Origin of the sequence: Rossellomorea sp. y25 (genome assembly GCF_038049935.1) — a bacterium.
Classification (GTDB): Bacteria; Bacillota; Bacilli; order Bacillales; family Bacillaceae_B; genus Rossellomorea.
The window spans coordinates 2,557,556-2,584,178 of record NZ_CP145886.1 but is presented as its reverse complement, the minus strand read 5'-3'; the positions used below and the strand labels follow the sequence as shown (position 1 = coordinate 2,584,178).

The window sequence follows — 26,623 nt, the reverse complement described above, 5'->3', positions numbered from 1 at the left end:
GTTGAAACTTGTCATCTAACTATCTCCATTGGCTATTTACCTTTAAGTATTAAAAGTCAGAAGAAAATCACGATTAATTAGTTTGAAAATTTTAATTTTTGTGATAATATTACACGCATAAGGAACTGAAATTTTAACCTCTTTGACTACATATACTGAAATGTTCCAGGCTTAACATGAATACAGATAAAGGGGGATATTCATTTGTCGGAGATTTTACATGCAACTGTAGGTGAATTACTCGAAGAAAAAGCTCGTTTACAGCCTGAGGTTGAAGCGGTTGTCTACGCAGACAGAGGATTAAGATGGTCCTATCATGAATTTAACCAACAGTGCAGGCAAGCTGCAAAAGGGTTTATGAATCTTGGTATCAATAAAGGAGATCATATCGCGATATGGGCTTCTAACACTCCTGAGTGGTTAGTAAGTCAGTTTTCGACGGGGAAAATGGGAGCTGTACTAGTAACCGTAAATACTAATTATCGTACTGCTGAATTAGAATATTTATTAAAGCAATCTGACAGTAAAACGATTATTTTGATGGAAGAGTTCAGAGGTGCTTCCTATATAGATATGTTGTATGAGATTTGTCCTGAGTTGAAAACGTCTAAGCCCGGAGAATTAGAGAGCTCAAAACTTCCTTATTTGAAAAATGTTATTGTCTTAGGGGAGAATGCATATCCAGGTACATATAGCTGGCAGGATATTATGGATAGAGGGAATGATGTTGAGGAAGGTGAGTTGGATGAAAGACTTTCAAGCCTTTCCCCCGATGATGCCATCAATATGCAATACACGTCAGGAACGACAGGATTTCCTAAAGGAGTCATGCTTACCCATTCTAATATCGTAAACAATGGTTATAATATTGCCGGGTGCATGAGATTGACGAACAAAGACCGTTTATGTATTCCTGTTCCATTTTTCCATTGCTTCGGATGTGTATTGGGTACACTTGCATGTGTATCTGTTGGGGCTACTATGGTTCCACTTCAGGAATTCGATCCGAAGCAGGTTCTCCAAACGGTGCAGGATGAAAAATGTACAGGCCTTCATGGGGTGCCAACCATGTTTATTTCCGAGTTAAACCTCCCAGACTTTGGTCAATACGATCTTTCCCATTTGCGTACTGGAATTATGGCCGGTAGTAACTGTCCGATTGAAGTAATGAAGGGCGTCATGGACAAAATGGGGGCAGATGAGATAACCATCGCCTATGGTCAGACCGAATCTTCCCCTGTCATTACGCAGACGCGCACCCATGACCCGATTGAATTAAAGGTGGAAACGGTTGGAAAAGCCTTGCCAAATGTAGAGGTGAAGATTGTTGAGCCTGGATCGAGCCGGGAAGTTCCCCATGGTGTTCAGGGGGAGTTATGTACGCGTGGGTATCATGTCATGAAAGGGTACTATAAGAATGAAGAGGCTACAAGGCTTGCAATAGATCATGAAGGTTGGCTGCATACTGGTGACTTAGCGGTCATGGATGAACACGGCTATTGTAGGATTACAGGAAGATTAAAAGACATGATCATTCGAGGCGGTGAGAATATTTATCCGAGAGAAATTGAAGAATTTCTTTATTCCCATCCAAAGGTATTGGATGTTCAAGTCATTGGAATTCCTGATGAAGTCTATGGTGAAGAAGTTATGGCCTGGATTATTTTGAAGGAAGGACAAACCGCAACACCAGAAGAGATCAGAGAATATTGTAGAGGGAAGATATCCCGTCATAAAATTCCAAGGTACATCGAGTTCACTGATTCCTACCCAATGACAGCTTCAGGGAAAATTCAAAAGTTTCGCTTAAGAGAGCAGGCGAAAGAAGCAGCCCTGCCTAAAAGTAATTAACAAATTGAAAACGCTTCCTCGAAAAGGACATTCCCAATTCTTCGGGAATGTCCTTTTCATGCGGAAATAAAAAGTATAATAGAGTATCAGATAACTGAAATTTCAGAGACTCTTTGCTAAAATAAAAGAAGAGACTCATAAATATATTAACAATAATATGATTATGTAAACAATTGGAGGGTCATCTGTGTACGTTTTTGTTTATGGGACGTTAAGAAAACACGAAATCAATCATTTTCTATTAAAGGAAGCCATATTGATTAGGGAACAAGCTTGGGTGGAAGGTGTTCTTTACGATACTAAAAGAGGATATCCCGCACTGAAAGAAGGCAACGGGAACACTTATGGCGAATTATATAAAATCGACTCCAGTATATTATCACCGTTGGATGAATTGGAGGATTTCATCGAAGAACGAGAAGACAACCTTTATATACGTAAGCTTAAACTTGTACAATCGGATAATGGACCGCAGGAAGCTTTTGTTTATTATTCTGAAAATGAAGAATTGTTCCAAGAAGAAATTCCTTCAGGAGATTGGAAAGTACATCAGTTTCTAAATGAAAAGCCTGATAGGATCCTTTATTTTGCCTATGGTTCGTGCATGGATGATGAGCGGTTTAAATTAGCGCAGGTAGATCACCATTTTAAAGACTGTCTGGGTGCAGGGGTTCTAGAAGGATATTCTATGAAGTATCTCTTTAGAGTACATGATGGTGGCCGGGGAGACATCATTGAGGATGGAGGGACGATGGAAGGGGTAGTATATGAGCTCCCTCAACAAGCAGTGGAATACTTGTTCACTAGAGAAGGGGTAGCACCTGGATGGTATAGAGCAGCTTTCATCGACATACAAATTGGTGGGAGGCTTTACAAGGATGTATTAACCTTTATTGTCAAAGATAAGTGTCAGGAAGCCTGTCCCCCAGATCATTATGCAAAAGAGATTCTACGTGGCAGCAGGCCACATGTAAGCAAGTCTTATCATGAAAAGTTACAGCAGCAATTAGTTGGAATAGGGATGACAGAAGAGCAGGTGCAGAATCTTCTTAACGAAGAAGAATAGATGCACGAAAGAGTTTCGGGAGGTGAAGTCATGAAGATAAGTGATGATCTATTATTTACAGCAATAGAATCCCATCACTGGGACTATCCAGATCGATTGATACCGAGTGAAGTGGATAGTTTACACAGTGATGGAATCGTTGCAATTAAAAATAAACAGTTGAAAAATGTATTTGCTAATAAGGTACCTAAATTCATTGTGAATAATATGAATGAACTTCAGGTGAAATGGAAGGTGATTGAAGAGTTTTATGGTAAGGAATCCTTTAGTATGTGGATCAGGGAACCACTTATCGATCAGGAAGAGGAATTCCTCCTATCACACGATGGTCTTCTGGAAGAGCGTTATGAGGGGTTGATATTTAATCTAAAACAGGGTCATTTCATCCCTTCACCTGCTCATAAAGTCATTACTGTTGAAAGTGACCTTCACATTCATGATCTTGTCGAAATCAGTTCCTCCATATGGGGTTATCGGGAAGAAGACAAGCCGGTCATCTTTAAACAAAGAAAAGAGTTTATGAGCAAATGGGGACCGGATGGTGGGTTCACATTAGCTTACAATAAGAAGGGGCATCCTGTTGGATACGGAAATTATCGGTTCAGCCGTGATCATGAAGTCCTTTACCTCAATGGAGGAGGGGTGCTCCAAGAAGCAAGGCATGGAGGCGTTTATTCTTCATTAGTCGCCCATCGATTGGAAATGGCAAAACGAGCGCAATGTCGGTTTGTAACCTGTCAGGCGAGAGTCGGTCACTCTGCCCCCATTCTCAAGAGGTTGGGCTTTCAAGCGTTTTCAACCTATCAATATTGGGTAGTGAATAGAAAAGCGCAGGCAGATTTGATAAGTGAGAAAAAATAATCGCTTTGTGTGAAATGGGGTGGTACGATGGATGTTTTACTTCAATTGGTCGATCAATTTGGATATATCGCCATGTTTCTTTTTAGCTGGATTGTTTTTTTAGGATTACCGGTACCCAACGAACTCGCTGCTGCACTATCGGGATATTTATCTGAATGGAGAAATTTCAACCCTTATACCTCCTTTTTCTTTATGTATAGTGGATTGATCTCTTATGGAATCTTCGCCTTTTTAAACGGCCGATATTTCGGAACAAAATTAATTTCTCGATTTATGAAGGGAGATAAATCAAGGAAACTCATTGACAATGGTGAAAAATGGATAAATAAGTATGGTCCCTTTGCCATTTCGTTTAGCTATTTCATACCAGGCATCCGATTATTCATGCCTTATATTGCCGGAACGTCCAAAGGGATTTCTTTCATGAAGTTTCTCTTATATGCTCTTCCGTCTGCATTCGTTTGGGGATTTGTGTATTTTCAGATTGGGAGGTATTTTCCAAAAAGTTTTCAGGGATTACTGGAAGAAGTGAGCGTGAAGGCAGGAATCGTTTTTTCCATGTTATTCATCGGGGTGATCGTGTACAGTATTGTCTTTACCTTGAAAAAAACCCCTGATACCTCGAAATGGAAAAAGGTACGTTATCGAAAATAAGAAAAGACTGATCAAAGATGACATCTCCTTTAATCAGTCTATTTATCTTGTTCATCCTTAATAATAGTAAAATACTTCCCAAATACACCCAATGCCTTAATTGTGGTTCTTGAGCCATTTTCATCCTCGTATATTTTCCCGATTGTGTTAAATAGCAAGTAACCGTTTTTAATATTTGAGCCTGTTTCTATCAAAGTTGAATAAGTATTCCCCTCAAGTTTCTTTGTACAAGTTATAGATTCATGACATTCAATATTGTATTCATCTAGAAGCCATAAATAAAATTGTTCTTCATTAGGCCGGTTGGTGCTCATGTAAAAAACCATCAAAACAAAAGCAAAAATACCCATTCTTTTTAATCCGCTTTTCACCATCTTAATCGAACCTCTCCTGCAAATTCCTCCTATAATATACCATATTTTCTTGTTGAAAGTAATAGTCTCACATAAAAACTGATAAATGAGATAGTAGTTGAACTTATAGCTCTGTAAGAATATACTATTAGCATAGTACATTTCAAAAAGGAGGTTATTGTATTGATTCACAAAACCTGGACGGAAAATAATACCGGAAAAAAGGTAAAATGTGTACATACGGATGCGAAGAAATATACAGTTGAAAATGTTTTAACCATTGGTAAAGAATACGATGTGAAAAACGAATCTGAAGAGTATTATTTCGTCATCGATGAAAGTGGGAAAATGGGAGGCTTCTACAAAGAGTACTTTGAAGAGGTGTAAGCCACTTCTTTCTGGCTGGTTTCTTTTTAATGTGGAGAAACCGGCTTTTTTGATGGCTATTAAAATATGGTGCAAATGGGGATAAGAGAATGAAACACTCATTTAGTAAGCGAATCATTTCTATGGAGGACCAACCATCTCTCATTAACCTATTCAAGAGTTATGAAAGGGAAGTATATGGAGAGGTTCAAACGAGTGAAGCTGATATTCAAGAAATGATAGAATCCATTCCTGAAGCTGACCGAAGAGGGCTTTGGGATGGAGGAGATTTAGTAGCTATCTCTATTCTTACTGAAAAAGATCACCGTTTACCTTCGTTAATCCTTGCCCTTCCTAACGATCATATGGAGCTTTATATAGGTGAGTTGGCAGAAGAGCTTTTTACATCAGCCAGGAGAAAGAAAGAAACGAATTCAGACTCAAAAACCATTATCCTATCTGCGAATCTTGAGAAAGAGAAAAAGGCCTTTGAGAAATCTGGCTTTACACCAACTCGTTACTGGTTTCAGATGAAAAAAGACCTTGAAGATCTATCTGCTGCAACAGTTTCTCCACCTTATTGTATTTCTGGTTTCAATCCCGATACCGAAGCTGAGAGTCTTTATAAAATGTTTGAAGAGGTCTTCTCAGACCATTTTGATTATCACCCCTCCAGCCTGGATGAATTTAAGAAGCGTTTTCTTCGTCCTTCATTTGATCCCACTCTCTGGTTTGTACTAAGAGAAGAAAACAACCTTGTAGGTTTTGCCTTTTGCACGGTTAACGCTGAAACAAAATTAGGTGAAATCACCCATTTAGGGATTCGCAAAAAGTGGCGTCGCAAAGGGCTCGCCCACTATTTGCTCTATTATGTTTTTTCAAAATTGAAAGAGAAGGGAATGACAACTGTAGCTCTTTCAGTCGACAGTGATAGCTATACAGATGCAACCATCGTTTATCAAAAAGCTGGAATGTACGTATATCGGGGGTTTACTCGATATGATCTAGAAGTTTAGAAGCTGAAAAACACCCGGTTAAGGGTGTTTTTTTTATTTTGGAATATTAATTGGTTACTTAACCAGAACTAAGATAAAAGCTTTGAAAACAAAATTAGGCAGAGCCTTTGCAGTGTAAGCGTTATTACATGTAGAATGTCTAGTATGTGAAATGGAAAGGAAGTCATAAAATGAATGTTGAACGTTTATTACCAGAATCGGTTACACATATAATAAATGAGAGGAAACAATTATTCTCTTCTACTGAGCATTCTCCTTTGATCGGAGAAGGTGGATATACAGCTAGTGAAGACTATATTATTGAAGATAGTATCATCTCTCTGTCATTAGGGAAAAATCTTCTCCTTAAGGGACCCACTGGTTCAGGGAAAACGAAGCTATCTGATACCTTGTCTTCCATCTTCTCTCAACCGATGCACAGTATAAACTGCTCGGTTGATTTAGATGCAGAAGCGTTATTAGGTTATAAAACAATCAGCGAACAAGATGGGAGAAGCGCCATTGAATTCATCGAGGGACCTGTTATTCAAGCGATGAAAAATGGTCATCTCCTCTATATTGATGAAATTAATATGGCCAAGCCTGAAACGCTGCCGATCTTAAATGGTGTGTTGGATTACCGCAGAAGTATAACAAATCCATTTACAGGAGAGGTCGTTAAAGCCGCCCCTTCATTCGGTGTAATAGCAGCCATTAATGAAGGATATGTAGGTACAGTCCCGTTGAATGAAGCGTTAAAAAATCGCTTTGTCGTAGTCGATGTGCCATATATAGAAGGGGAAACATTAAAGACTGTGATTGAAAGTCAAAGCAAGCTGTCCGATTCTAAGCTTATTACTCAATTTGTAGACTTGTCTTCGGATTTATTGGTTCAAGTGAAAAACGGCCAAATTTCAGAGGAAGCGGCTTCCATACGTGCCCTATTGGATGCCTGTGATTTAGCCGTGTACTTGCCTGCAAAAAGGGCTATACAACGCGGAATCGTTGATAAACTGGAAGATGAACGAGAAAAAGCGGCTATTCAAAATATAGCTGAAACCTTATTTGAATGAGGGACTTGTAATGCATCGATTTATTCAATTTAATGATGAAACCATAGACTCTTTTTTAGTAATGGAAATGGCTGATTTGACGAAAACACTTTCCAAAAATGCCGATATGAACTTGAAATACGGACCGTTTTCTTATCTGGATTATAAAGAAGGAACGGTTTATGTCAGTCATTTTTGGGATCACCGAAAAAAAGAAGAAGAAGTACATGGATTGAAAAGTGATATTTATTTAAGGACAATCGGTAATCTTCATGAAACCACAAACGATGATGTTATCGATTATATTGAGAAGGTGAAAGCAACTTCTGTTCCCCGGTTTGCCAAGCAGTTATTTGTCATTGGTGAAGAAGCACGCTTAGAGGAAATCTGTAAATCAAAGCGTCCAGGAACTAAGAAGTCTTTTGAGACGAGAAGAAAATTATATCGCCAGCACTTCGAAGCACAGCTTAAAGTAAACATTACGAAAAGTGTTTTTACAGATGCATTATTTAATTCAATATTCCTTCTTCTCCATGCACAATCTCCATTAGAGGCACCTGTTAGGATAAATGAGGATATTGATTTAGCAATGCCCTTTTTGCACCGGCAAATCACCCGCTTCTTTGAAACCCGTAACACCAAAGATGTGGTAAGAATTTGCTTGGAAATGGTAGAAGTAATAGATGAGATTGTTAAAAAAGATATGTTAAATGAATACTTCCATTTGCCTGAAGATGTGTATAACTCGGAGGAATTGATTACTGAAACATTTGACGATTTAAAAAGAAAAGATCCCCTTGCTAATCAGGATGTGTTGGAAGAAGAGAGCACAGGGGAGGAAGAAGTGATAGATGAAGAATTCCGAACTTGGCACCGGGAAACGAGTGACAAAGGGGAGTCATTCCTTCAGTTTGACTTAGATCAAGGGTCTCAATCCGATCTTATGGGCGAAGGTGTCCGTGAAGGAGATGATGGAGACCAGGCAATGGCTATGGTACAGGGCTCAGCTAAAGAAACGGAGCAGGAGCAGTACCAAAATGTGAAAGCGCAGGAGCAAGAAAGAGATGAACTTGGAGGTGGAAAAGCTGAGTATGGAAAGGACAATCGCTTTGCTGTACCTCACTTTATTTCACCAACCATTCCTACTCCTGAAGACAAGCACTTGTATAACCTTAACAAAGGGATAATTGCTCCTTATCAAAAGAAGCTTCAGAAAATGATCGAGAAAACATTGGAGCATAAGCGGATCCAGCCTAGAAGTGATTTGCACTTCGGCAGGCTGAACAAAAAGTTATTGCGCTTTATCACAGACGATAACCCAAGACTTTTCTATAAAAAGCAAAACCCTTCATCTGAAATAGATGCTGTTTTCTCATTATTGGTAGATTGTTCAGGTTCGATGTATGACAAAATGGATCAAACGAAGCAGGGGATTACGTTATTTCATGAATCATTAAAATCGGTTCGTGTACCACATGAGGTAGTCGGCTTCTGGGAAGATACGAACAGGGCGACAAAGACCAGTCAACCAAATTATATGAATCCTGTACTGGATTTCTATTCATCCTTAAAACCTAACAGTGGTTCAGAGATCATGCAGCTACAGCCTGAAGAAGATAATAGGGATGGCTTTGCCATCCGTTTAATGACAGAACGGATTCTGAAACGGAACGAAAAACAGAAATTCCTTCTTGTCTTTTCAGATGGTGAGCCGGCAGCGATGGATTATGAGCAGAACGGGATCGTTGATACTCATGAAGCTGTTTTAGATGCAAGAAAGCAAGGGATTGAAGTCATCAACGTCTTTTTAGCGAACGGTGAGATAGATGAGGGGCAAAGAAAAACCATTCAGAACATATATGGGAATTACAGCATTCTTGTTTCAGATGTAGAAGAACTCCCTGAAGTGTTATTTCCTTTATTGCGAAAGCTTCTGTACAAAAGTATTTAGATGAAAAGAAGACGATTGTATGGTAAAACATGTAGTCGTCTTTTTTTGGTGCGGAGGAATTCAAATCAGTCCTGAGGCTGAAACAAAATCAATCATCCATCTCATTCGAATTCCCTTTACCTGCAATATACTGAAAGTAATAAAATTAAAGGGGTGGATAAGATGAACAATATTTCTGATATGAATGCCGCGATCCATGATTACCACAGGATAAATCACATTTTGAATCTAAAAGGATGGAAGCAAGGAAAAAACACCACGAAACAATATACCCCTCCATGGTTTAGAAAGAATCTGTAAATGAAAAAATGCGTTAATTTCAAAAAAAAGAGGAAAAAAATGTATAATAGAAGAATGACCATGCTTACTTTAGCGTAGATGGTCATTCTTTTTTATTGGGTAAAAAAGCATACAATTGTGAGTCATATTCATGCCGAAGGGAAGATTACAAATAAAGAGATGAGGAAAAAATGATAAAGAAAGGGAGGTCACGGTGATTATGCATGAGTTAGATATGCACCATATTTTTGAACTGGGACTTATTTTAGTGATGATCGCAGCAGGCATCACGGCGATTGCCAAGAAATTCAAACAGCCATATCCAATTGCCCTTGTCATTGTAGGTGCCCTTATCGGGTTATTCAATATACCGGTACTGGAGCCCCTCAAGGATTTTATCACTGAAGGAGAAGTATTTAATTTTGTCATTATCACATTATTTCTACCAGCGCTCTTGGGTGAAGCAGCTTTGAAGCTGCCTTTCACCCATCTGCGTGCGAACAAGGAGCCGATTATTGCCTTGGCTTTTGGAGGAACATTCATTTCGTTCTTAATTATCGGCTTTTCAGCGTATTACTTCTTTGACTTTCCCATTCCGGCAGCATTTGTTTTTGGGGCATTGATGAGTGCGACAGACCCTGTCAGTGTACTATCCATATTCAAGAGTGTAGGAGTTAAGAAGAGGTTGGCGGTTGTCATTGAAGGCGAAAGTTTATTTAATGACGGTTTAGCCGTTGTATTGTTCAATATATCGGCTTATTATTTACTATCCTATATTGATGCTGGCTGGGCCGGACTTGGGAGTGGTGTCTGGGAGTTCATCCGGGTAGTATCCCTGGGTGTCATTATTGGAAGTTCCCTCGGTTATGCATTTTCCGTTTTAACGAAGTACTTCGATGACTATCCGTTGGAAATTATATTTAGTGTGATTTTGTTTTATGGTTCATTTCTCCTTGCAGAGAGCGTCCATGCTTCAGGTGTTATCGCTGTCGTAATTGCAGCTCTTATTTTCGGTAATTATGGCGGGAAAATCGGTATGAGCCCTACAACCAAATTGAACATTAATAGTTTTTGGGATGTAGCCGCGTTATTGGCCAATTCCCTCGTGTTCTTAATGGTCGGCCTTGAAATAACAAGGATTGACCTAGTTGAGAAATGGCCGTATATTTTTGCAGCCATTGTATTAGTACTCGTGGCACGAAGTATTGCAGTCTATACAAGTTTATCTCTCATCGGGAACTTCCCTCACAAATGGAAGCATATTTTGAATTGGGGTGGCTTGAAAGGATCGTTATCAATCGCCTTGGTCCTCAGCCTTCCGAGAGATTTTCCAGGAAGAGAAGACGTCTTAATTCTTGGATTTAGTGTGGTATTATTCAGCCTTGTCATCCAAGGATTAACAATCAAACCATTGATCAATGTATTAGGGATTAAACCGAAAGAAGAGGGACATGTGGAATTTGAAAAATTGCTCAGCCAGCTCCACAGATATGAAACAGCCATTGGAGAAATCCATCGCGTTAAACAAAAGCTTTATATTACAGACCCTGTATCAAATGAGCTTATCGATATGTATACCAAAAGAATTGACATGTTAAAAGCTCAATTGGATGATTTATTCAAAAGAAATCCAGTAATAAAAGCAGATCAGCTAACGACACTGAGAAAACACGCGCTATACGCCGAATATGAGGCGGTTGCGAAACTGGAAAAAGAAGAAATCATCACAAGCTCCATCGCGGAAAAGGAGTATGATGCAATAACGGATAGCATTGTTCACAATGAGGAGAAATAGCAGAAGGTGTTGGTTTGGGCTCATAATATATAAATAAAAAAGTAAAAGAGGGGCCAAATCGGCTCCTCTTTCACTTTCTGATTTCAATAAGTTTTTGTTTTAAGTCGTGTTCCATCGAGACCATTTCCTGCTCTGCCTGCTGACGTTTCTGGCGTCCTTCTGCTTGTATGGCCAAGGTTTCTTCAATGGTGGAAATAAGGTTTTCTTGTGTTTTCTTTAACGTTTCAATATCAATGATTCCTCGTTCATTTTCTTTTGCTGTTTCAATGCTATTCGTTTTAAGCATCTCTGAGTTTTTTAGAAGAAGTTCATTGGTCGTACGTGAAACCTGTTTCTGAGCGGCTACAGCCTTTTGCTGATTCAAAAGAGTCAGGGCTATGGCAATTTGATTCTTCCAAAGAGGAATGGCTGTGAGTACTGATGCCTGTATTTTTTCTGCCAGTGCCTGGTTCGTATTTTGAATTAAGCGTATTTGAGGGGCAGACTGAATGGTCATTTGTCTACTCAGCTTTAAATCATGAATACGCTTATCCAATCGATCTAGAAACTGCATCGTATCATTGACTTCCTGATAAATCAACTCGTCATCCGTTTCTTCCGCTTTCTTGCGTAATGAAGGAAGCAGTGTATGTTGAATCTCTTCACGTTTAATTTCAGCTGCTGCAATGTACATATTCAGTGCTTGGAAATAGTCTTTATTTTTTTCATACAAAGTTTCCAACAACCGGTTATCATCGAGTAAGGTTTTTTTGGAGTGCTCAAGTCTGACTGAAATCCGATCAATTTGGGATCCAATCTTTTGATACTTAGAAAGAACCTCCTGCAGAGAAGAAGAAACCTTTCGAAATAGTTTCTTAAACACACCTTTTTGTTTAGTATTCAGCTCATCAGGATTCATTTGCTCGAGCTTCTTCATTAAATCACTTAAGACATCCCCGATCGGCCCAATATCCCGTTTCTGGACATGATCAAGCATTGAGTGAGAAAAATTCGATAATTGTGATTGAGCGGCTGTTCCGTATTTTAGAATGGCTTCATAGTCTTTATAGTCGATCTGAGCGGCCAGTTGCTTTGCTTTTTCCTGTTGTTCTTTAGGTAATCGGTCAAGTAGCAAAGGAGATTGCTCTTTGACGGCCTGAACTTCCTCCCCAAACGGGTTGGAAAGCAGCAAATCCAGTTCAGATTGTTCATTTCGATGCTCCATCATAAAACCTCCGAAATTTATTTTAATTCTTTTTTATTAGATAGATGTTGATTGGCAAAGTTTAGTTCAAACTTTAATGTATCCATATCATTAGCCAATACATTTTGCAGGTCTTTTTCCAATGACCCTGTCAAATCATCCAGAGTCGTACGTGTTTGTTGTAGTGATAAGAATGTTTCTTTGTTTTTGCCGGGTTGAGCAGCAAGAAACGTATATTTTTCGGTGATTTCAACAACGGAATCCAGGTGATAGAAGAAAAATGATTCAGCTGAAAAGAATCTTTTTGGCTCTTTCTTTACGAGTTGATAAATTCTTCTGCTCAATCGGTTCAGTTCCAGAATTTGTTTGAAGGCTCCCAGAGATCTGACCTTCAATTGTTGTTTTTGAAGGCGGTTAACTTTTTCTTTCGCCTCTTTTAAATTCTTGTTAATATATCGAAATTCCTGTGAGGAAAGGCCATTTTTATTTAGCCACCATCTCTTTTGCAGCCCCTTTACAACAAAGAAAAAGAGAATCCCTGTACCGAGGCTTGATAAGAATGTTAGAGGGAATCCTAAGTCAAATAGGAGTAAGTAGGCGATAAAACTACTGGTCCCTATACTGAATGAGATGACGGTTCGTACTAAAAATTGAAGAAATGTATTCATTTCATCTACCCCTTAATAAAGATGCTTAGTTTAAATACGATTAAATGTGCAAAAAGGTTTCATATCATACTCTTATTTTATTGTAATTGAAGGTGAAATGGAAATTTTGTCCCCTTTTTATCTATACAGGCCGAAATGGATGACAGGAATTTACATCATTCTTTCAATTTCTTAACATTTCTCACATTCATGATTAAAAGAAATATATTTTTGGTAGAATGGGTTAGTACATTGACAAGACAGGTGTGTGGATATATGAAAAAATGGTTCATTGTGCTGATCTTCTTCTGCTTTTCTACATCTATCGTATCAGCTCAAGAAAATAATGTAAAAAAACCTAAAGATTTATTTAGCGATTCGGCTATTATTATAGATTCTAAAACAAAGAGTGTTTTGTATTCTGAAAACTCCAATAAACGAATGAATCCTGCAAGTATCACCAAAATAGCAACAGCTATTTATGCCATTGAGCATGCGAATCTCAATGATCAAGTCGAAATCAGTGAGAAGGCAAGTAATACGGAAGGATCCACAGTGTATTTGGAAGCCGGAGAGAAAGTGTCCTTGAAGCAGCTGCTTCAAGGACTGATGGTTAACTCCGGAAATGATGCAGCGGTGGCCATCGCTGAGCATACGGAAGGGTCCGTACAGCAGTTTGCGAATAAATTAAACGTCTATTTAAAGGAGGAGGCAGGTGTAGAGAATACACACTTTGAGAATCCTCATGGACTGTACGGGGAGAATCACTATACCACGGCATATGACATGGCCTTGATTACAAGCTACGCCTTAAAGAACAAACAATTTCAAGAGTTATTTAGTTTAAAGTCCATCGATTGGTCGACTGAGGGGTGGAATACAACTCTTTATAATCATCACAAAATGGTGAAAGGAGAGCTTCTCTATCCTGAAGTGACCGGAGGGAAGAACGGGTTTATCAATGAATCCCAGCATACCCTTGTTACTTCAGCTGAAAATGAAGACCTTTCTATAGTAGTTGTTACGATGAAGGCTCAGTCAAAAAGAGCCATTTATTCAGATACCACAAAGCTACTTGATTATGGACTAAGTAACTTCATTCGAAGCTATATTCCAAAGGAAACAGCCTTTCAATATGAGGATACATCCTTTCTGCTTAAAGAGAATTTCCAATATACTCAGCCTGCGAATGGAAAATTTACTGAGGCCCTGGATCGTAATGGCGTTTTAACCCTTTATAACGAAGATAAAGAAAAAATAGTTTCAACCAAGCTGAATCCTGTGATGAACTCTTCTGTAAAACACAAAAACGCAGTTGCTTCAACAGAAAGTACAGGAGTGTTTTACGGAGATGAATTACGTCAACAAACTCTGTTTTATCCGTTATTTATTTACATGATCCTGCTGTTCATTGTGGGAATATCCATTTTCAGAAAAGGATCTGTCAAAAAATAATCCTATCCATCATTTATAATTGTAAAAAAGGGAGCTTGAGGGCTCCCTTTTTTCATTGACTTTCTTGTTTTTCTAAAGATGGTTGATGATGATAAAGAGTCTTACCAATCAGCGTTTGTAATATGAGGAATGCCCCTCCTATAGTCCAATACAGTGGTAAGGCAGCCGGCGCATTAACTGAAAAAATAAAGATCATAATGGGTGAAAGGTAACTCATTATTTTCATTTGGGCAAGCTGTTCTGCAGGAACATTCATCAAGGATACCCGAGCTTGGGCTAAATACACAACACCAGCGATGATGGCCATTATATAGTCCGGCTGTCCCAAATTAAACCATAGAAAGGAGTGGCTTGCAATTTCAGATGATGACCGAATCGCATAGTATAACCCAATCAATATGGGGGTTTGAATGAATAAGGGTAAACATCCCATATTAAGAGGATTCACTCCATGTTTTTGGTAAAGCAACATCATTTCTTGCTGAAGCTTCTTCTGTTCATCTTTATTTTTCGCTTCTTTTATGTTCTTTTGGATTTGCGTCATCTCCGGTTTGATTAATGCCATTTTTCCTTTCATATCCTGTTGATTCTTATACGTTTTAAGCATAAAAGGAAGAAGAACGAGACGAATAAGAAGGGTAATGACAATGATCGCAAGACCAAAGTTTCCACCCAGGAAGGTACCTATTTCATGGATGAGAAACGAAAATGGGTTAACAAGATAGTCGTGAAAGAACGCTCCTTCAGTTGTTGCACTTTGACACCCTGTTAGAGTGAATAGTGACAAGAGCATGATGAATGAAATTTTTCTCAATGATAATTCCTCCTCTGTATAAATGCTTGCTGGTTATAAGCAAACAGAAGAGGATTCTTCGTCATTATCGGTATGGTAGAATTGAAATTTCATGCATGTAATGAACCGGATCCCGATAGGAATAATTTCATTAGCTGCAACGCACTTTGCGATAAAATTTTGTCCTTCAACTTTCTTATCATAGGGTCGTACGTAAAGATGAAATGTGCCAGGTAAGTGCTCCCAAATCAAAGCGAAGATAAATAGTAATACTATACTAAAATGTAATGGACTTAAGTAAAAATCTAATAAGTCTTGTATAATGATAAATGTCAATGGAGAAGACTCCTTTAATTTACTGATCAATATAATTGTTAAAGCATTAACTCTGTTCCAGTTAAAGTATACTCCCAAATGGAAAAAGAAACTATGGTAATTGTATATACGAAATTGTGAACAATAGGTTTCACCAAAAAATAATCATAAAAAATAGGGATGTTATACAGAATGAAATATTTACTAGTGGGGATCGGTGGAGCGTTGGGAAGTTTTTGCAGGTGGGGAATCAGTTATCTTTGGACCATTCAAAATGGGCTGCCGTTCGCGACACTAACGGCGAATCTCCTGGGAAGCTTTCTATTAGCCTTTTTCTATTGTCGATGGTCTTCTAAATATGAAAAATCGTATTTACTTATTGCAACAGGGTTCCTGGGCTCTTTTACAACTTTTTCGACACTTAGTATCGAGTTGGTCACCTTTTTCTTGCAAGAGCAATGGGGCATGATTTTCTTATATATGACCATTACTTCTTTTGGAGGGATGCTTTTTGCATGTTTGGGCTTTGTCTCTGGAAGGAAAGGGAGGGTGATCGGTCATGGGAGTTAGCATTTTGTTGATCGCATTAGGGGGGAGTGTTGGGGCAATCGGACGGTTTATAGTTGCGAACGTCGTTAAGCGATGCAGTAGTTCGCGATTTCCGAAAGCGACTCTGTTGGTTAATGGAGTTGGCTCTTTACTTTTGGGACTTCTGGTTGGAAGAGGTGCTGAAGAGAATGTTATGTTTTTTTTCGGGATCGGAGTGTGTGGAGCATTTACTACCTTTTCAACCTTAAACTGGGAGATATTGAGACTTCTCCAGGAAAATACAAAAATGGGTCTGTTTTATTTTTTCGCAAGTTATCTCATTGGGGTCGTATTGGGAGCGGCAGGGTATGCAATGGGCATGGCATTGTAATAGGATGCCATGCCCAAGATCCCCAAGTGGCTAACTTCCATGTTAGAGTACCCACAATTCATACATTAATCAACTACTATATACGCGATCATTGGACCGTTAAGATCAATGGTATCATGTGTTTCACAAATCAGTCTATACGTCCCCTCTTTTGAAAACGACACATTTACAACGGTTTCTTCCCCTTTTTTCACTGTACCTTTAATATCGGTTCCCTCGATATAGAACGGGTGTTCCATACCGTTAACACCATAAATGCGCAATTCCACAGGATGATCTTTTTCAACTACAATCGTACCCGGATCCCATCGATAAGCTTCTATTTCTTTTCCCCCAGGTGTTTCTGATTTGAATTCCCCTGTGACAAGCTGAATGACTTGTTTCTCACCCGTATTATCTGATAATGAAACGGTAGGATAGGAGTTTTTAGAGGATAATGTCCATATCGTTCCGACTGTAATGATCATAATTGTAACCAACACGGCGATGATGGAGCCTTTCTTCAAAACAATAAAATTCAAATGTTTTTCCTCCCTTTTATAACTTGCTTTGATCAACATAGGTCTTTTCTAATAATCGTATGCTTGTACATGGGGGGACTTGTCAATAATTTAGAGTAGCATGATTTAAATATTTTTCTTTCGTTCATATTTTATGTACAATTTGGTCATGGAAAAAAGGAGGGTGAAGCATTGAATAATATATGGAGAGTCATGACAACAAAAAGTGATGCAGAGCCTTGGTGGTTTTTTGAAGGCTGGGAAAAAGATATTGTTCAAGAGTGGACGTTTAATAACAGGGATGAAGCAATCGAAAGGTTTCTTGAGGAAATGAGAAGCCTTAGTAAAAGCCATCGTAAGTCAAAAAGTAAGAGGATGCACTCAATTGCGTTTTGGGACCCAGGTGAAATGTTTTTTTGTGAAGCGTGTGACGATGATCTGCAGGTCTATTACGGATTGATTATTTTCGAGAATGGCCAACCGATGGAAATCAAGAGTGAGTCCGTCATCAACGAAATTACAGATCGAGTTACAGAGGAATAAAATAATAGGTCCATCTTTATTGGATGGACCCTAAGGTTTAATCAATCACTCCTGTTCGTATGATTTTATTTTCTACTTTCACATGAAAAGAAGCATCCTTGTACAGCTTATCCCACTTTTCCCTCGATAAATCTTCGTTCCCCCTTATACTTTTATACTCCATACCAAATCCAATCGGATCAGTGCCTTCCTCTTGAAGCATCAAGATAATTTCTTTAATGTTCTTTTCGATATAATCCCCAATCTCATCTTCAAGTAAGCTTAACGCTTTTGGGTCTGACAACTTCATTTCTTCAGACATTTCAAGTAAACGTGATTCGATATTCAATTTCACTTCAAAGGTTGGTGTTGCTTTTTTCTTTGTTTTTATCTTATGGGATGATTCGATACTATCAATCATAATATAAACCTTATCTTTTTCTTGTCCAAGATGAGGACTTGTCAAGTAAGGTTTGAACTTTTCTAATGGCAGATCCACTTCGACGCTACCGGCATCGTAATCTTCCATAAGAGATCGAATAAAAAAAATCTTGTCTTTTTTTATCTCTTTAATGAATTTATCCCGTGTAAATAATGCGAAGCCATCTATTCCAACCTTCCCGTCTGATGCCTTTAGCAATGGCAGCATGGGGTCTTTGCCAACACTGCCGTAATCAGTGACGAATTCTTGAAGTGTCGGTGAAACAAGTGTCTCCGATTCAACATTTTGCCTGACCAAGTTATATAAGTACGTCCCCATATTCGAAGGTCTTTCCGTCATTTGATAATTCAGGATTTGTTCGGCAGTCGTATCAGCAATTGTTAAGTACACCATATTCCCAATGGAAGAATCCCTTTCCAACGTATCAACTAAGTGGGAAATCCCTTTTTCCGCAAGCTCCCTTCCGTAAACAGTAATCCTTAACTGACCGGAAACAAGCTTATGATCGGTTTCTAAATTCTGCGACAGACGGATTCCTTTACTGGTCTTAGATTTACTAATCAGTACCTTTTCAACGTCCTGCATTGCCGGGTTAAACTGATACAGGACCATTGTGCCGGTTATTTTCTCGTCTTCAGCCTGATCATATCCAACGGCTGTAATCAATCCCAGCTTTTCTAAATATTTTGACTCCACACAGCTGCTTAAGAAACAAGTACAAAGACAAAGCAGAAGAAGCATGATGGTTTTAATCATACATCTACACCCTTTTCTTTCTTACTAATGTATTTCAATTTAACCAGTATGAATAAGAGGCAGGGATAGACAAGGGAAAGAATAAAACTGGAGGTCCCAACTTTGTCTGTAATGACATTCATCGTGAGACGATCCTGCACGCATAGGGATAATAGCCATAGCAGGATGGCGAAAAGGTAAATGGATTTTTTTTGAGAAACATTAAATACTCTTTTCATTCCTCTTGAAGCTGTCCAAAAATAGAGACAAATGTTTGGAAGGATGACCAGCATCCAGAAAGAGACGGCAATGAATTCAAATCGCTCCAAGTTTGGGATCCTCAATATCTTGAACATGGACAGGACTGGCCAGATGGTCTTTAAAAGGGCATCTTCTGAGAAAAACCCGATACTGACAACGGTCACAATCGTAAAGAGAAAAGTGGAATATCCTGCACCAATCAGGCCATATTTTAGTACTTTTTTCTTTTCCTTGATGTAAGGGTACACAAATAACACCAATTCAAAGCCAATAAGGGTAAAGCTTGATTTATATATACCCATCATTATTTCTTTGGGGGAAGATGTTAAAACAGGTAGAAGATGATTGAAGTCCAGATATTTAATAGGGGTGTAGATCATAAAGATTAACCAGAAGGCAAAGATGAGCCCTAAAAAGGCAATACCGACCACAACCCGGATCCCCCCCAACACACTATAAACCATTAAAAAAATCAATAACCCCATCAAGAGCCATGTAGGCATTTTAGGGAATATCCATGCCTGGACCATCTCGATATAGTTCATTAAAATCACGTATGTGACACTGAGATAATATCCAATATAAAGAACGTTAATTCCTTTGCTGATCCATTTACCATAAATATCCATATGGATACCGTACAAATCGGTACTGTCGTATGTTTCAAGCGTTTTTACCATGAGAAATAGAACGAACGAAACGAGAATTCCAGCTAATAGAACAGAAATCCATGCGTCCCTGTTTGCCTCCATGTAAATGACCCTGGGTAGTCCTGCAATTCCGACTCCGGTTTGGGCTGTGTGTACGATAAACATTATCAAGAAGGCATTAAACATTAACCGTTCCTTTGGATTCACATTAATATTCATACATTTCATCCTTTACTCATCAACGTCTTTCTTCTCTTTTGCTTTCTTCTCAGGGATTCTTCCCTGATCTATGGGGTGGTTGGAAATCGGACGTTGGACTAAATACTGATAAGGTAAGCGGAATAGACTGTATTTGAAGTCTGCAAACCTAAATGGGTAAATGGGTGATAGATAAGGTCTGCCCAATGTTGTCACTTTCAATAAGTGAATGAGAATAAAACAGAAGCAAAACATGATTCCCACACCCCCGTATAACCCCGCCATGATGATGATCGGGAAACGGATGATTCTCACGGCTGTACCGATTGCATAACTCGGAGCAGTGAACGAACCCAAAGCGGATATCGCGATGATAATAATCAAAATGTTACTCGTGAATCCTGCTTGCACTGACGCTTGACCGATGACGATACCACCTACGATCCCCATGGTTTGCCCGACCTTTGTTGGTAATCTAGCTCCCGCCTCTCTCAGGAGCTCAATGATGAATTCCAATAAAATTGCCTCGAACACGGGAGGAAATGGAACGTTAGATCTTGACTGTCCCAGAGAAACAAGGAGAGCAGAGGGAATGACCTCGTAATGAAACGTCAAGACCGCCACATATGCCGGTGTTAAAAGAATCGAGAAAAAAATGGCGACAAAGCGAATCAATCTTAAAAACGTACCCATATTCCATCTCATATAAATGTCTTCCGTGGATTCAAAGAAATTCATAAACGTGGATGGTCCGATGATCGCTGTAGGACTGCGATCGACAAGTAAACAGATCTTTCCATGAAGAAGTGAGATGCTACAGCGGTCCGGCAGCTCAGTCGTTATAAATTGCGGGAAGAATGTAAATGAATTATCTTCTATCATTTGAGCGAGCACTGTGGAATCCACTATACTATCGACTTCAATTTCCGTAATACGCTGTCTAAACGTATTTACGTTCTCTTCTTCCGCAATGTCCTTTATGTATACCATTTGAACTTTTTTCTTCGCTCTTGATCCAATCATGAAGGTTTCCACGCATAGTTTAGGATCGTTAATATTAGAACGAATTAAATTCAAATTCTTCGTAATGGATTCTGTAAAAGAAATTTTAGGACCAAACACAAGGGATTCTGTTTCAGCTTTTTCCAAGGCCCTTGTTCCTTTATCAGCTACATCCGCTAAAATTCCGTGAGTATCGCCTTGTTTAAAAATATAGGCCGTTCCATTTACTAAGTTGTCTATAACGTCGTTAATTTGATTCGTCTGTGTAAGTTTCGCAATATTAATCGTATCTTGGATGACATGATAATTAAGCTCTCCAGAAGTTTCCTCAAGTGGTCTGATAATACTATCCTGCATCGATGTTGTATTGATCAGGTCATCAAAGTAAACCACGGCGAGTTTCTGTTCGCCGATCGTAATGATTCTAAAAACTAAATCCTCACTATTGCTAACCAAGGTGAGTACTTCTTTGTGAAACGTTTCTATATCAAAGCTATGGGGGGACCCGTTATCAATATCCTTTTTTACTTCTCTCCGTCTAAACACAGAATTCAACACCCTAAACCTTAATTTATTGATTAGACTTCCCATGAATCCTTTTCTTAATCACATGATGGCGTAAAATCCATGTAATGAAATGAGGAAAATCCATACATAAATCGTGAATGATTTGGGCAAGGTAGGAGTGGAGGTGAAGCAGATGAGCAACAAGAAAAAAGATCCATCAAAAGCTGTCCTGGGTTCTTCTCAAGTGGAGGGACAAGGTACGACCAACCAGGAATTACCGGGTGGAGTAAAGGCTCCTTCTTCTAGAAGCAGAAAGAAAAAATGACGAAGGATCTTTATCCTTCCTTCATTACATATGAGGCGATTGTTCCGTTTACTAAGGAGTTCATATATTAAATTGGAGTCAAGTATGGTATAATGGAAACAATCGTAGAAATTGTTCCGATTAAACTGGCTACACCTAACTGACCACATACTATCTGCAGCATAAATTACCACAATCATTATTTTCCTGTTAGAAGCATAGCAAGGAAATCCTACTTACCTTAAAGGAGGACGTTCAATGGCTTTTGGTCGTAGAAATCAAGTTGAAGAAGAAATTAAAACAGAGGAAACAAAGATTTGGGCTTGTTCCGCTGAAGATTGTAAAGGCTGGATGAGAGATAACTTCAAAAGTGAAGATACACCTAAGTGTCCGCTTTGTAAAGAAGATATGGTGACATCTACCAAGGTATTACAAGTTGTAGACAATCCACATCCTACAATGAAATCATCCTAATGGATCGTAAGGAACCAATCATTTGATTGGTTCTTTTTTCTTGACCGGGCTTTACTGACCTCATCCCATGAAGTGTTTTTAAAAAAATTATTAAACTCTTTTTTTACATTTGAATAGTATGTAATGTATTTATGTATTAAAGGAGGGAGCACCATGTCTAACAAGAAAGAGAAGGAAGTCAAGAGTACTTCTACTGAGAGTAAAGAAAATGTATGGGAAAGCTTTTGGAAGCTGTCAAAGCCTGTTGAAGTAAATAAAGAAGAAAAAACAGTTAAGTGGTTTTAAGTTAATGGCAAGGTTGTGCATTACGTGTATGTATACGAATGTACAGCCTTTTGTTTGAAAAATCGGAGCTTTCTATTGGCACGTTCCTCGTTCTGGAATACAATAAAGGAATACGAATAATTTTCTTGGAGGGGAAAAATGTGATCGTAGAAGCACAACAAGTATTAAAACAATACTTTGGTTATGATGAATTTAGAGATGGACAAGCAAGTATTATCGAATACATACTTGATGGAAAAAACACTGTAGGAATTATGCCAACAGGAGGGGGGAAATCGCTCTGTTACCAAATTCCCGCTTTAATGCTTGATGGAGTAACATTGGTTATCTCTCCACTCATATCTTTAATGAAAGACCAGGTGGATTCGTTAATTCATCAGGGGATTCCAGCAACCTATATTAATAGTACATTATCGAATAATGAAGTAGAGACAAGAATGGAAGAGATTTCTTTAGGTGAATACAAGCTCGTTTATATTGCTCCTGAAAGATTAGAATCATTTGGGTTTATCCGTTTCCTCAATTCATTACCCATACCCCTTGTAGCTGTTGACGAGGCGCATTGTTTATCCCAATGGGGTCATGATTTCAGACCAAGCTATTTAGGGATTTATAACGCTGTTAATCAACTACAATCAAATCCCACCATTCTTGCATTGACCGCTACTGCAACTCCACAAGTACAAGCTGATATCCTTCATCATTTACACATTCCGGATCAATATAAAGTATTAACTGGTTTTCAACGGACGAATTTGTTCTTCCAAGTTGTAAAAGGTGAAGATCGAAAGCGTTGGGTAGAAAGGTATGTACAAAAGAATCATCAGCATTCCGGCATCATTTATTGCGCCACCCGGAAGGAAGTTGAAAACCTTTATATGTATCTTGAGAAAAAGGGATTTTCCGTCGGGAAATATCATGGCGGATTGTCTGATACAGTTAGGCAGGAACAGCAGGAAGCCTTTCTGAATGATTCCATTACCATCATGATTGCAACCAATGCATTTGGTATGGGGATCAATAAATCAAATGTACGCTTTGTGATTCATTATCAAATTCCCAAGAATATGGAGGGATATTATCAAGAGGCTGGCAGGGCAGGCCGTGATGGAGTGGACAGCGAATGTGTCTTATTATTTTCACCTCAGGATATCCAGACTCAGCGGTATATCATTGACCAGAATATCGTAAATGAGGAATTACATGATAATGAGATGCAGAAATTACGTGAAATGGTTGACTTTGTCCATACAGAAGCATGCCTGCAGAACTACATTTTAGCGTATTTTGGTGAACATGTAGTGGAAGCATGCGGTCATTGCAGCAATTGCTTGGATGATAGGGAGTCTGAGGATGTAACGAGAGAGGCACAAATGGTATTATCCTGTATGATACGAATGAATGAACGATTTGGAACCTCACTCATCAGCGGTGTACTAACGGGGTCAAAGAACAAAAAGATCCTGGAATGGGGATTCGACCGGCTTTCCACATATGGATTAATGAAGGAGCAATCTCAGAAGGATGTCGGTCTGTTCATCGATTATTTGATTTCAGAGGGCGTCATACAAGTCGAGGGTGGAAGCTTTCCTATCCTGAAAGTTTCATCTAAAGGCAAAGAGGTGTTAATGGGGGAAAGATGCGTAACTAGAAAGGTACAGCCTACTGTTTCGGCCATCAACCTTAAAGAAGATGGATTGTTCCAGACCTTGCGAACACTCCGGAAATCGATTGCGGATTCAGAAGGAGTACCACCTTTCGTTATTTTCTCCGATAAGTCGCTTCAAGACATGTGTGTGAAGATGCCGAAAACATCAGAAGAATTTCTGCAGGTTAGCGGAGTAGGTGAAAACAAGCTGAATCGGTATGGAGAAATTTTCATAAACGAAATTTCCGTTTTTTTACGTGAGAATCCCGAACATCAAGTTGAGGTCGTCAAGCCTTCGCGATCACGGAAGACAAGTCAGTCTGACAAAGCGTCCCATTTAATCAGTTATGAATTGTTCAAAGATAACATGGATATAAAGAAAATTGCGAAAGAGCGGGGAATGAGTACGGCAACGATCGAAAATCATATCATCCGTTCCTATCAGGAAGGCATCACGCAAGACTGGTCTATCCTTTTTACAGAAGAAGAAGAAGAACTTATTGAGGATGCAGTCTCGAAAGTAGGGGCAGGCCTCTTAAAGCCCATTAAAGAAGAATTACCGAAAAAAATAAGCTATTTTCAGATTAAAGGATACTTGGTAAAACATGGACAATATCAGTTATGAGAATAAGGACTAAATAGAAAAAGCAGGTGCCATCCGGCTACCTGCTTTTTTCTGGTATACATTAAGCTTTCATAGAAGCTTTCATTTCAAGAAATTCATCGTACGTAGTTTCTTTATCAATTACACCATCTTCGGTGATCTCGATAATACGATTAGCGATGGTCTGGATGAACTGGTGGTCATGAGATGCAAAAATCATGGCGCCCTTGAAGTTAATCAATCCATTATTTAATGCCGTGATGGATTCTAGATCCAAGTGGTTTGTTGGTTCATCCAATAGAAGAACATTAGATCCACTCAGCATCATTTTTGATAACATACAGCGAACTTTTTCTCCTCCGGAAAGGACACTTGGCTTCTTCAATACTTCTTCACCTGAGAACAGCATACGACCCAAGAAACCGCGGAGGAATGTTTCGCTCTCATCTTCCGGTGAGTATTGACGTAACCAATCCACAAGGGAAGGTTCATTTCCTTCAAAGTACTTGGAGTTTTCATTCGGGAAGTAAGCTTGAGATGTCGTCACTCCCCACTTGAATGTGCCGCTATCCGGCTCCATTTCACCTGCTAGTATTTTGAAAAGAGTCGTTTTGGCAATTTCGTTTGCTCCGACAAGTGCGATTTTGTCTTCTTTATTCAAGATAAAGGAAACATTGTTTAAGACCTTTACTCCGTCAACCGTTTTTGTAAGACCTTCAACACGTAGAACATCGTTCCCGATTTCACGCTCTGGCTTGAATTGTACATATGGATAACGACGTGAGCTTGGCTTGATGTCATCCAATGAAATTTTCTCTAACGATTTTTTCCGGGAAGTGGCTTGTTTTGATTTAGATGCGTTCGCACTGAATCTGGCAACGAAAGCCTGAAGCTCTTTGATTTTTTCTTCCTTCTTCTTATTCTGATCCTGAGCCATTTTAAGTGCTAATTGACTGGACTCATACCAGAAATCATAGTTCCCGACATAAACTTGGATCTTTCCAAAGTCAAGGTCAGCAATATGTGTACATACTTTGTTTAGGAAGTGACGGTCATGCGATACAACGATGACTGTGTTCTCAAAGTTAATTAAAAAGTCTTCTAACCACTGAATCGCTTGAATGTCCAAGTGGTTGGTAGGCTCATCCAGTAAAAGAACATCCGGCTTGCCGAATAGTGCTTGTGCTAATAATACTTTTACTTTTTCCCCACCTGTTAGTTCGGACATTTGTTTCGTGTGGAGATCTTCGTTGATTCCTAAGCCTTTTAGTAGGATAGCAGCTTCTGATTCAGCTTCCCAACCGTTAAGCTCAGCAAATTCACCTTCTAATTCTGCAGCTCTCATACCGTCTTCATCAGAGAAATCTTCTTTCATGTAGATGGCATCTTTTTCCTGCATCACTTCATATAAACGGGAATGCCCCATAATGACAACTTTTAGCACTTCATATTCTTCATATTCGAAGTGATCCTGCTTTAATACAGCAAGTCGCTCGCCTGAACCCATCGACACGTGGCCGGTCTGCGCTTCGATTTCTCCTGAAAGAATCTTTAAAAATGTTGATTTACCAGCACCGTTTGCTCCGATAAGTCCGTAGCAATTCCCTGGATTAAACTTTATATTCACGTCTTCGAATAGCTTTCTATCACCAAAACGTAAGCTTACATCTGATACTTGAATCATGTGTGATATACCTCCTAATACTCAATCTAAAAGATTATAACACGCTAGTATGCTAAAAAGATAGAGTATTGGGCTGAACAGTTATAAATTAACCTGCTTTTTACATAAGCGGATGAAGGATTTGGAATGGAGGGAAGGAAGCTGAGTTTGGGGTGGGTGGTAGCACTATTTATTGGGAGAAGCAGTTGGTTATTCTGTTTGAGATGATTTTTGGCTCATTCGAGGGAAACGTATGTTTCCCTCGCCTTTCAGCAAAGCTGAAATGAGCCAAA

26 protein-coding genes are annotated in these 26,623 nt (G+C 39.0%); 17 read left to right on the top strand and 9 right to left on the bottom strand.

Annotation, left to right across the window (positions count from 1 at the left end; genetic code table 11):
• Positions 1-213 precede the first annotated feature (213 nt).
• The 4 genes from AAEM60_RS12915 (at position 214) to AAEM60_RS12900 (ending at position 4,432) form a co-directional block, all read left to right on the top strand.
• Positions 214-1,851: an AMP-binding protein gene (locus AAEM60_RS12915; RefSeq protein ID WP_299739564.1), complete on the top strand. Its 1,638-nt coding sequence runs from the start codon at positions 214-216 to the stop codon at positions 1,849-1,851.
• Positions 1,852-2,038: 187 nt separating this feature from the next.
• Positions 2,039-2,917: a gamma-glutamylcyclotransferase gene (locus AAEM60_RS12910; RefSeq protein ID WP_341356469.1), complete on the top strand. Its 879-nt coding sequence runs from the start codon at positions 2,039-2,041 to the stop codon at positions 2,915-2,917.
• A gap of 30 nt (positions 2,918-2,947) precedes the next feature.
• Positions 2,948-3,778: a GNAT family N-acetyltransferase gene (locus tag AAEM60_RS12905; protein WP_299737466.1), complete on the top strand. Its 831-nt coding sequence runs from the start codon at positions 2,948-2,950 to the stop codon at positions 3,776-3,778.
• 27 nt (positions 3,779-3,805) lie between these two features.
• Positions 3,806-4,432 carry a DedA family protein gene (locus AAEM60_RS12900; RefSeq protein WP_299737463.1) on the top strand — a complete coding sequence of 209 codons (627 nt, stop codon included), beginning with the start codon at positions 3,806-3,808 and terminating at the stop codon, positions 4,430-4,432.
• A gap of 38 nt (positions 4,433-4,470) precedes the next feature.
• Here the strand turns inward: AAEM60_RS12900 and AAEM60_RS12895 are convergent, their stop codons facing one another.
• Positions 4,471-4,806 (bottom strand): hypothetical protein, encoded by a 336-nt coding sequence (locus tag AAEM60_RS12895; RefSeq protein ID WP_299737460.1) that lies wholly within the window; start codon positions 4,804-4,806, stop codon positions 4,471-4,473.
• 162 nt (positions 4,807-4,968) lie between these two features.
• On the opposite strand from AAEM60_RS12895, the gene AAEM60_RS12890 reads away from it, so the two are divergent.
• The 5 genes from AAEM60_RS12890 (at position 4,969) to AAEM60_RS12870 (ending at position 11,223) form a co-directional block, all read left to right on the top strand.
• Positions 4,969-5,172, top strand: coding sequence for a DUF6501 family protein (locus tag AAEM60_RS12890; protein WP_148971115.1), 204 nt, complete (start codon positions 4,969-4,971; stop codon positions 5,170-5,172).
• An 89-nt stretch (positions 5,173-5,261) separates the two neighbouring features.
• Positions 5,262-6,167: a GNAT family N-acetyltransferase gene (locus tag AAEM60_RS12885; RefSeq protein ID WP_299737453.1), complete on the top strand. Its 906-nt coding sequence runs from the start codon at positions 5,262-5,264 to the stop codon at positions 6,165-6,167.
• Between the two features lie 170 nt (positions 6,168-6,337).
• Positions 6,338-7,219 carry a MoxR family ATPase gene (locus AAEM60_RS12880; protein WP_341356468.1) on the top strand — a complete coding sequence of 294 codons (882 nt, stop codon included), beginning with the start codon at positions 6,338-6,340 and terminating at the stop codon, positions 7,217-7,219.
• A gap of 10 nt (positions 7,220-7,229) precedes the next feature.
• Positions 7,230-9,149 carry a VWA domain-containing protein gene (locus AAEM60_RS12875; protein ID WP_341356467.1) on the top strand — a complete coding sequence of 640 codons (1,920 nt, stop codon included), beginning with the start codon at positions 7,230-7,232 and terminating at the stop codon, positions 9,147-9,149.
• Between the two features lie 499 nt (positions 9,150-9,648).
• Positions 9,649-11,223, top strand: a complete 1,575-nt coding sequence (locus AAEM60_RS12870; RefSeq protein ID WP_299737447.1) for a cation:proton antiporter — start codon at positions 9,649-9,651, stop codon at positions 11,221-11,223.
• Positions 11,224-11,293: 70 nt separating this feature from the next.
• Here the strand turns inward: AAEM60_RS12870 and AAEM60_RS12865 are convergent, their stop codons facing one another.
• Both AAEM60_RS12865 and AAEM60_RS12860 read right to left on the bottom strand, forming a co-directional pair.
• Complete coding sequence (locus tag AAEM60_RS12865) at positions 11,294-12,430, bottom strand: toxic anion resistance protein (RefSeq protein ID WP_299737445.1); 1,137 nt, start codon at positions 12,428-12,430, stop codon at positions 11,294-11,296.
• 14 nt (positions 12,431-12,444) lie between these two features.
• Entirely contained in the window at positions 12,445-13,074 is a 630-nt protein-coding gene (locus tag AAEM60_RS12860; RefSeq protein ID WP_341356466.1) for a 5-bromo-4-chloroindolyl phosphate hydrolysis family protein, read from the bottom strand.
• Positions 13,075-13,329: 255 nt separating this feature from the next.
• Here AAEM60_RS12860 and AAEM60_RS12855 point away from each other — a divergent pair, with 255 nt between their 5' ends.
• Complete coding sequence (locus tag AAEM60_RS12855) at positions 13,330-14,508, top strand: D-alanyl-D-alanine carboxypeptidase family protein (RefSeq protein ID WP_341356465.1); 1,179 nt, start codon at positions 13,330-13,332, stop codon at positions 14,506-14,508.
• A gap of 52 nt (positions 14,509-14,560) precedes the next feature.
• Here AAEM60_RS12855 and yidC read toward each other — a convergent pair whose 3' ends face one another.
• The gene (gene yidC / locus AAEM60_RS12850; protein WP_341358000.1) at positions 14,561-15,301 is read right to left on the bottom strand and encodes a membrane protein insertase YidC; all 741 of its coding nucleotides are present in this window, start codon (positions 15,299-15,301) and stop codon (positions 14,561-14,563) included.
• Between the two features lie 507 nt (positions 15,302-15,808).
• On the opposite strand from yidC, the gene AAEM60_RS12845 reads away from it, so the two are divergent.
• Together AAEM60_RS12845 and AAEM60_RS12840 are read left to right on the top strand one after the other, a co-directional pair.
• Complete coding sequence (locus AAEM60_RS12845; protein WP_299737439.1) at positions 15,809-16,186, top strand: CrcB family protein; 378 nt, start codon at positions 15,809-15,811, stop codon at positions 16,184-16,186.
• Positions 16,176-16,535 (top strand): CrcB family protein, encoded by a 360-nt coding sequence (locus AAEM60_RS12840; RefSeq protein WP_299737437.1) that lies wholly within the window; start codon positions 16,176-16,178, stop codon positions 16,533-16,535. The genes AAEM60_RS12845 and AAEM60_RS12840 overlap by 11 nt, the downstream gene beginning before the upstream one ends.
• 65 nt (positions 16,536-16,600) lie before the next feature.
• On the opposite strand, the gene AAEM60_RS12835 is transcribed toward AAEM60_RS12840, so the two are convergent.
• Positions 16,601-17,056, bottom strand: a complete 456-nt coding sequence (locus tag AAEM60_RS12835; RefSeq protein ID WP_341356464.1) for a cupredoxin domain-containing protein — start codon at positions 17,054-17,056, stop codon at positions 16,601-16,603.
• A gap of 171 nt (positions 17,057-17,227) precedes the next feature.
• Between AAEM60_RS12835 and AAEM60_RS12830 the strand changes: the two genes are divergently transcribed.
• The gene (locus AAEM60_RS12830) at positions 17,228-17,578 is read left to right on the top strand and encodes a DUF1033 family protein (protein WP_299737433.1); all 351 of its coding nucleotides are present in this window, start codon (positions 17,228-17,230) and stop codon (positions 17,576-17,578) included.
• Between the two features lie 37 nt (positions 17,579-17,615).
• On the opposite strand, the gene AAEM60_RS12825 is transcribed toward AAEM60_RS12830, so the two are convergent.
• Genes AAEM60_RS12825 through AAEM60_RS12815 form a run of 3 tightly spaced genes read right to left on the bottom strand, consistent with a single transcriptional unit; the run spans position 17,616 to position 21,391 of the window.
• Positions 17,616-18,755, bottom strand: a complete 1,140-nt coding sequence (locus AAEM60_RS12825) for a Ger(x)C family spore germination protein (RefSeq protein ID WP_341356463.1) — start codon at positions 18,753-18,755, stop codon at positions 17,616-17,618.
• Positions 18,752-19,864, bottom strand: a complete 1,113-nt coding sequence (locus tag AAEM60_RS12820) for a GerAB/ArcD/ProY family transporter (RefSeq protein WP_299737429.1) — start codon at positions 19,862-19,864, stop codon at positions 18,752-18,754. The genes AAEM60_RS12825 and AAEM60_RS12820 overlap by 4 nt, the downstream gene beginning before the upstream one ends.
• Before the next feature lie 12 nt (positions 19,865-19,876).
• Positions 19,877-21,391 carry a spore germination protein gene (locus AAEM60_RS12815; RefSeq protein ID WP_299737427.1) on the bottom strand — a complete coding sequence of 505 codons (1,515 nt, stop codon included), beginning with the start codon at positions 21,389-21,391 and terminating at the stop codon, positions 19,877-19,879.
• Between the two features lie 154 nt (positions 21,392-21,545).
• Here AAEM60_RS12815 and AAEM60_RS12810 point away from each other — a divergent pair, with 154 nt between their 5' ends.
• The 4 genes from AAEM60_RS12810 to recQ all read left to right on the top strand — a co-directional run bounded on the left by AAEM60_RS12810 (position 21,546) and on the right by recQ (position 24,688).
• Positions 21,546-21,677, top strand: coding sequence for a YuzL family protein (locus AAEM60_RS12810; RefSeq protein WP_299737424.1), 132 nt, complete (start codon positions 21,546-21,548; stop codon positions 21,675-21,677).
• A gap of 237 nt (positions 21,678-21,914) precedes the next feature.
• Positions 21,915-22,130, top strand: coding sequence for a cold-inducible protein YdjO-related protein (locus AAEM60_RS12805; RefSeq protein WP_034758928.1), 216 nt, complete (start codon positions 21,915-21,917; stop codon positions 22,128-22,130).
• 153 nt (positions 22,131-22,283) lie between these two features.
• Positions 22,284-22,415 (top strand): hypothetical protein, encoded by a 132-nt coding sequence (locus tag AAEM60_RS12800; RefSeq protein WP_299737417.1) that lies wholly within the window; start codon positions 22,284-22,286, stop codon positions 22,413-22,415.
• Between the two features lie 140 nt (positions 22,416-22,555).
• Complete coding sequence (recQ, locus tag AAEM60_RS12795) at positions 22,556-24,688, top strand: DNA helicase RecQ (protein WP_341356462.1); 2,133 nt, start codon at positions 22,556-22,558, stop codon at positions 24,686-24,688.
• A gap of 61 nt (positions 24,689-24,749) precedes the next feature.
• Here recQ and AAEM60_RS12790 read toward each other — a convergent pair whose 3' ends face one another.
• Complete coding sequence (locus AAEM60_RS12790) at positions 24,750-26,351, bottom strand: ATP-binding cassette domain-containing protein (protein WP_299737413.1); 1,602 nt, start codon at positions 26,349-26,351, stop codon at positions 24,750-24,752.
• Between the last annotated feature and the right edge of the window lie 272 nt (positions 26,352-26,623).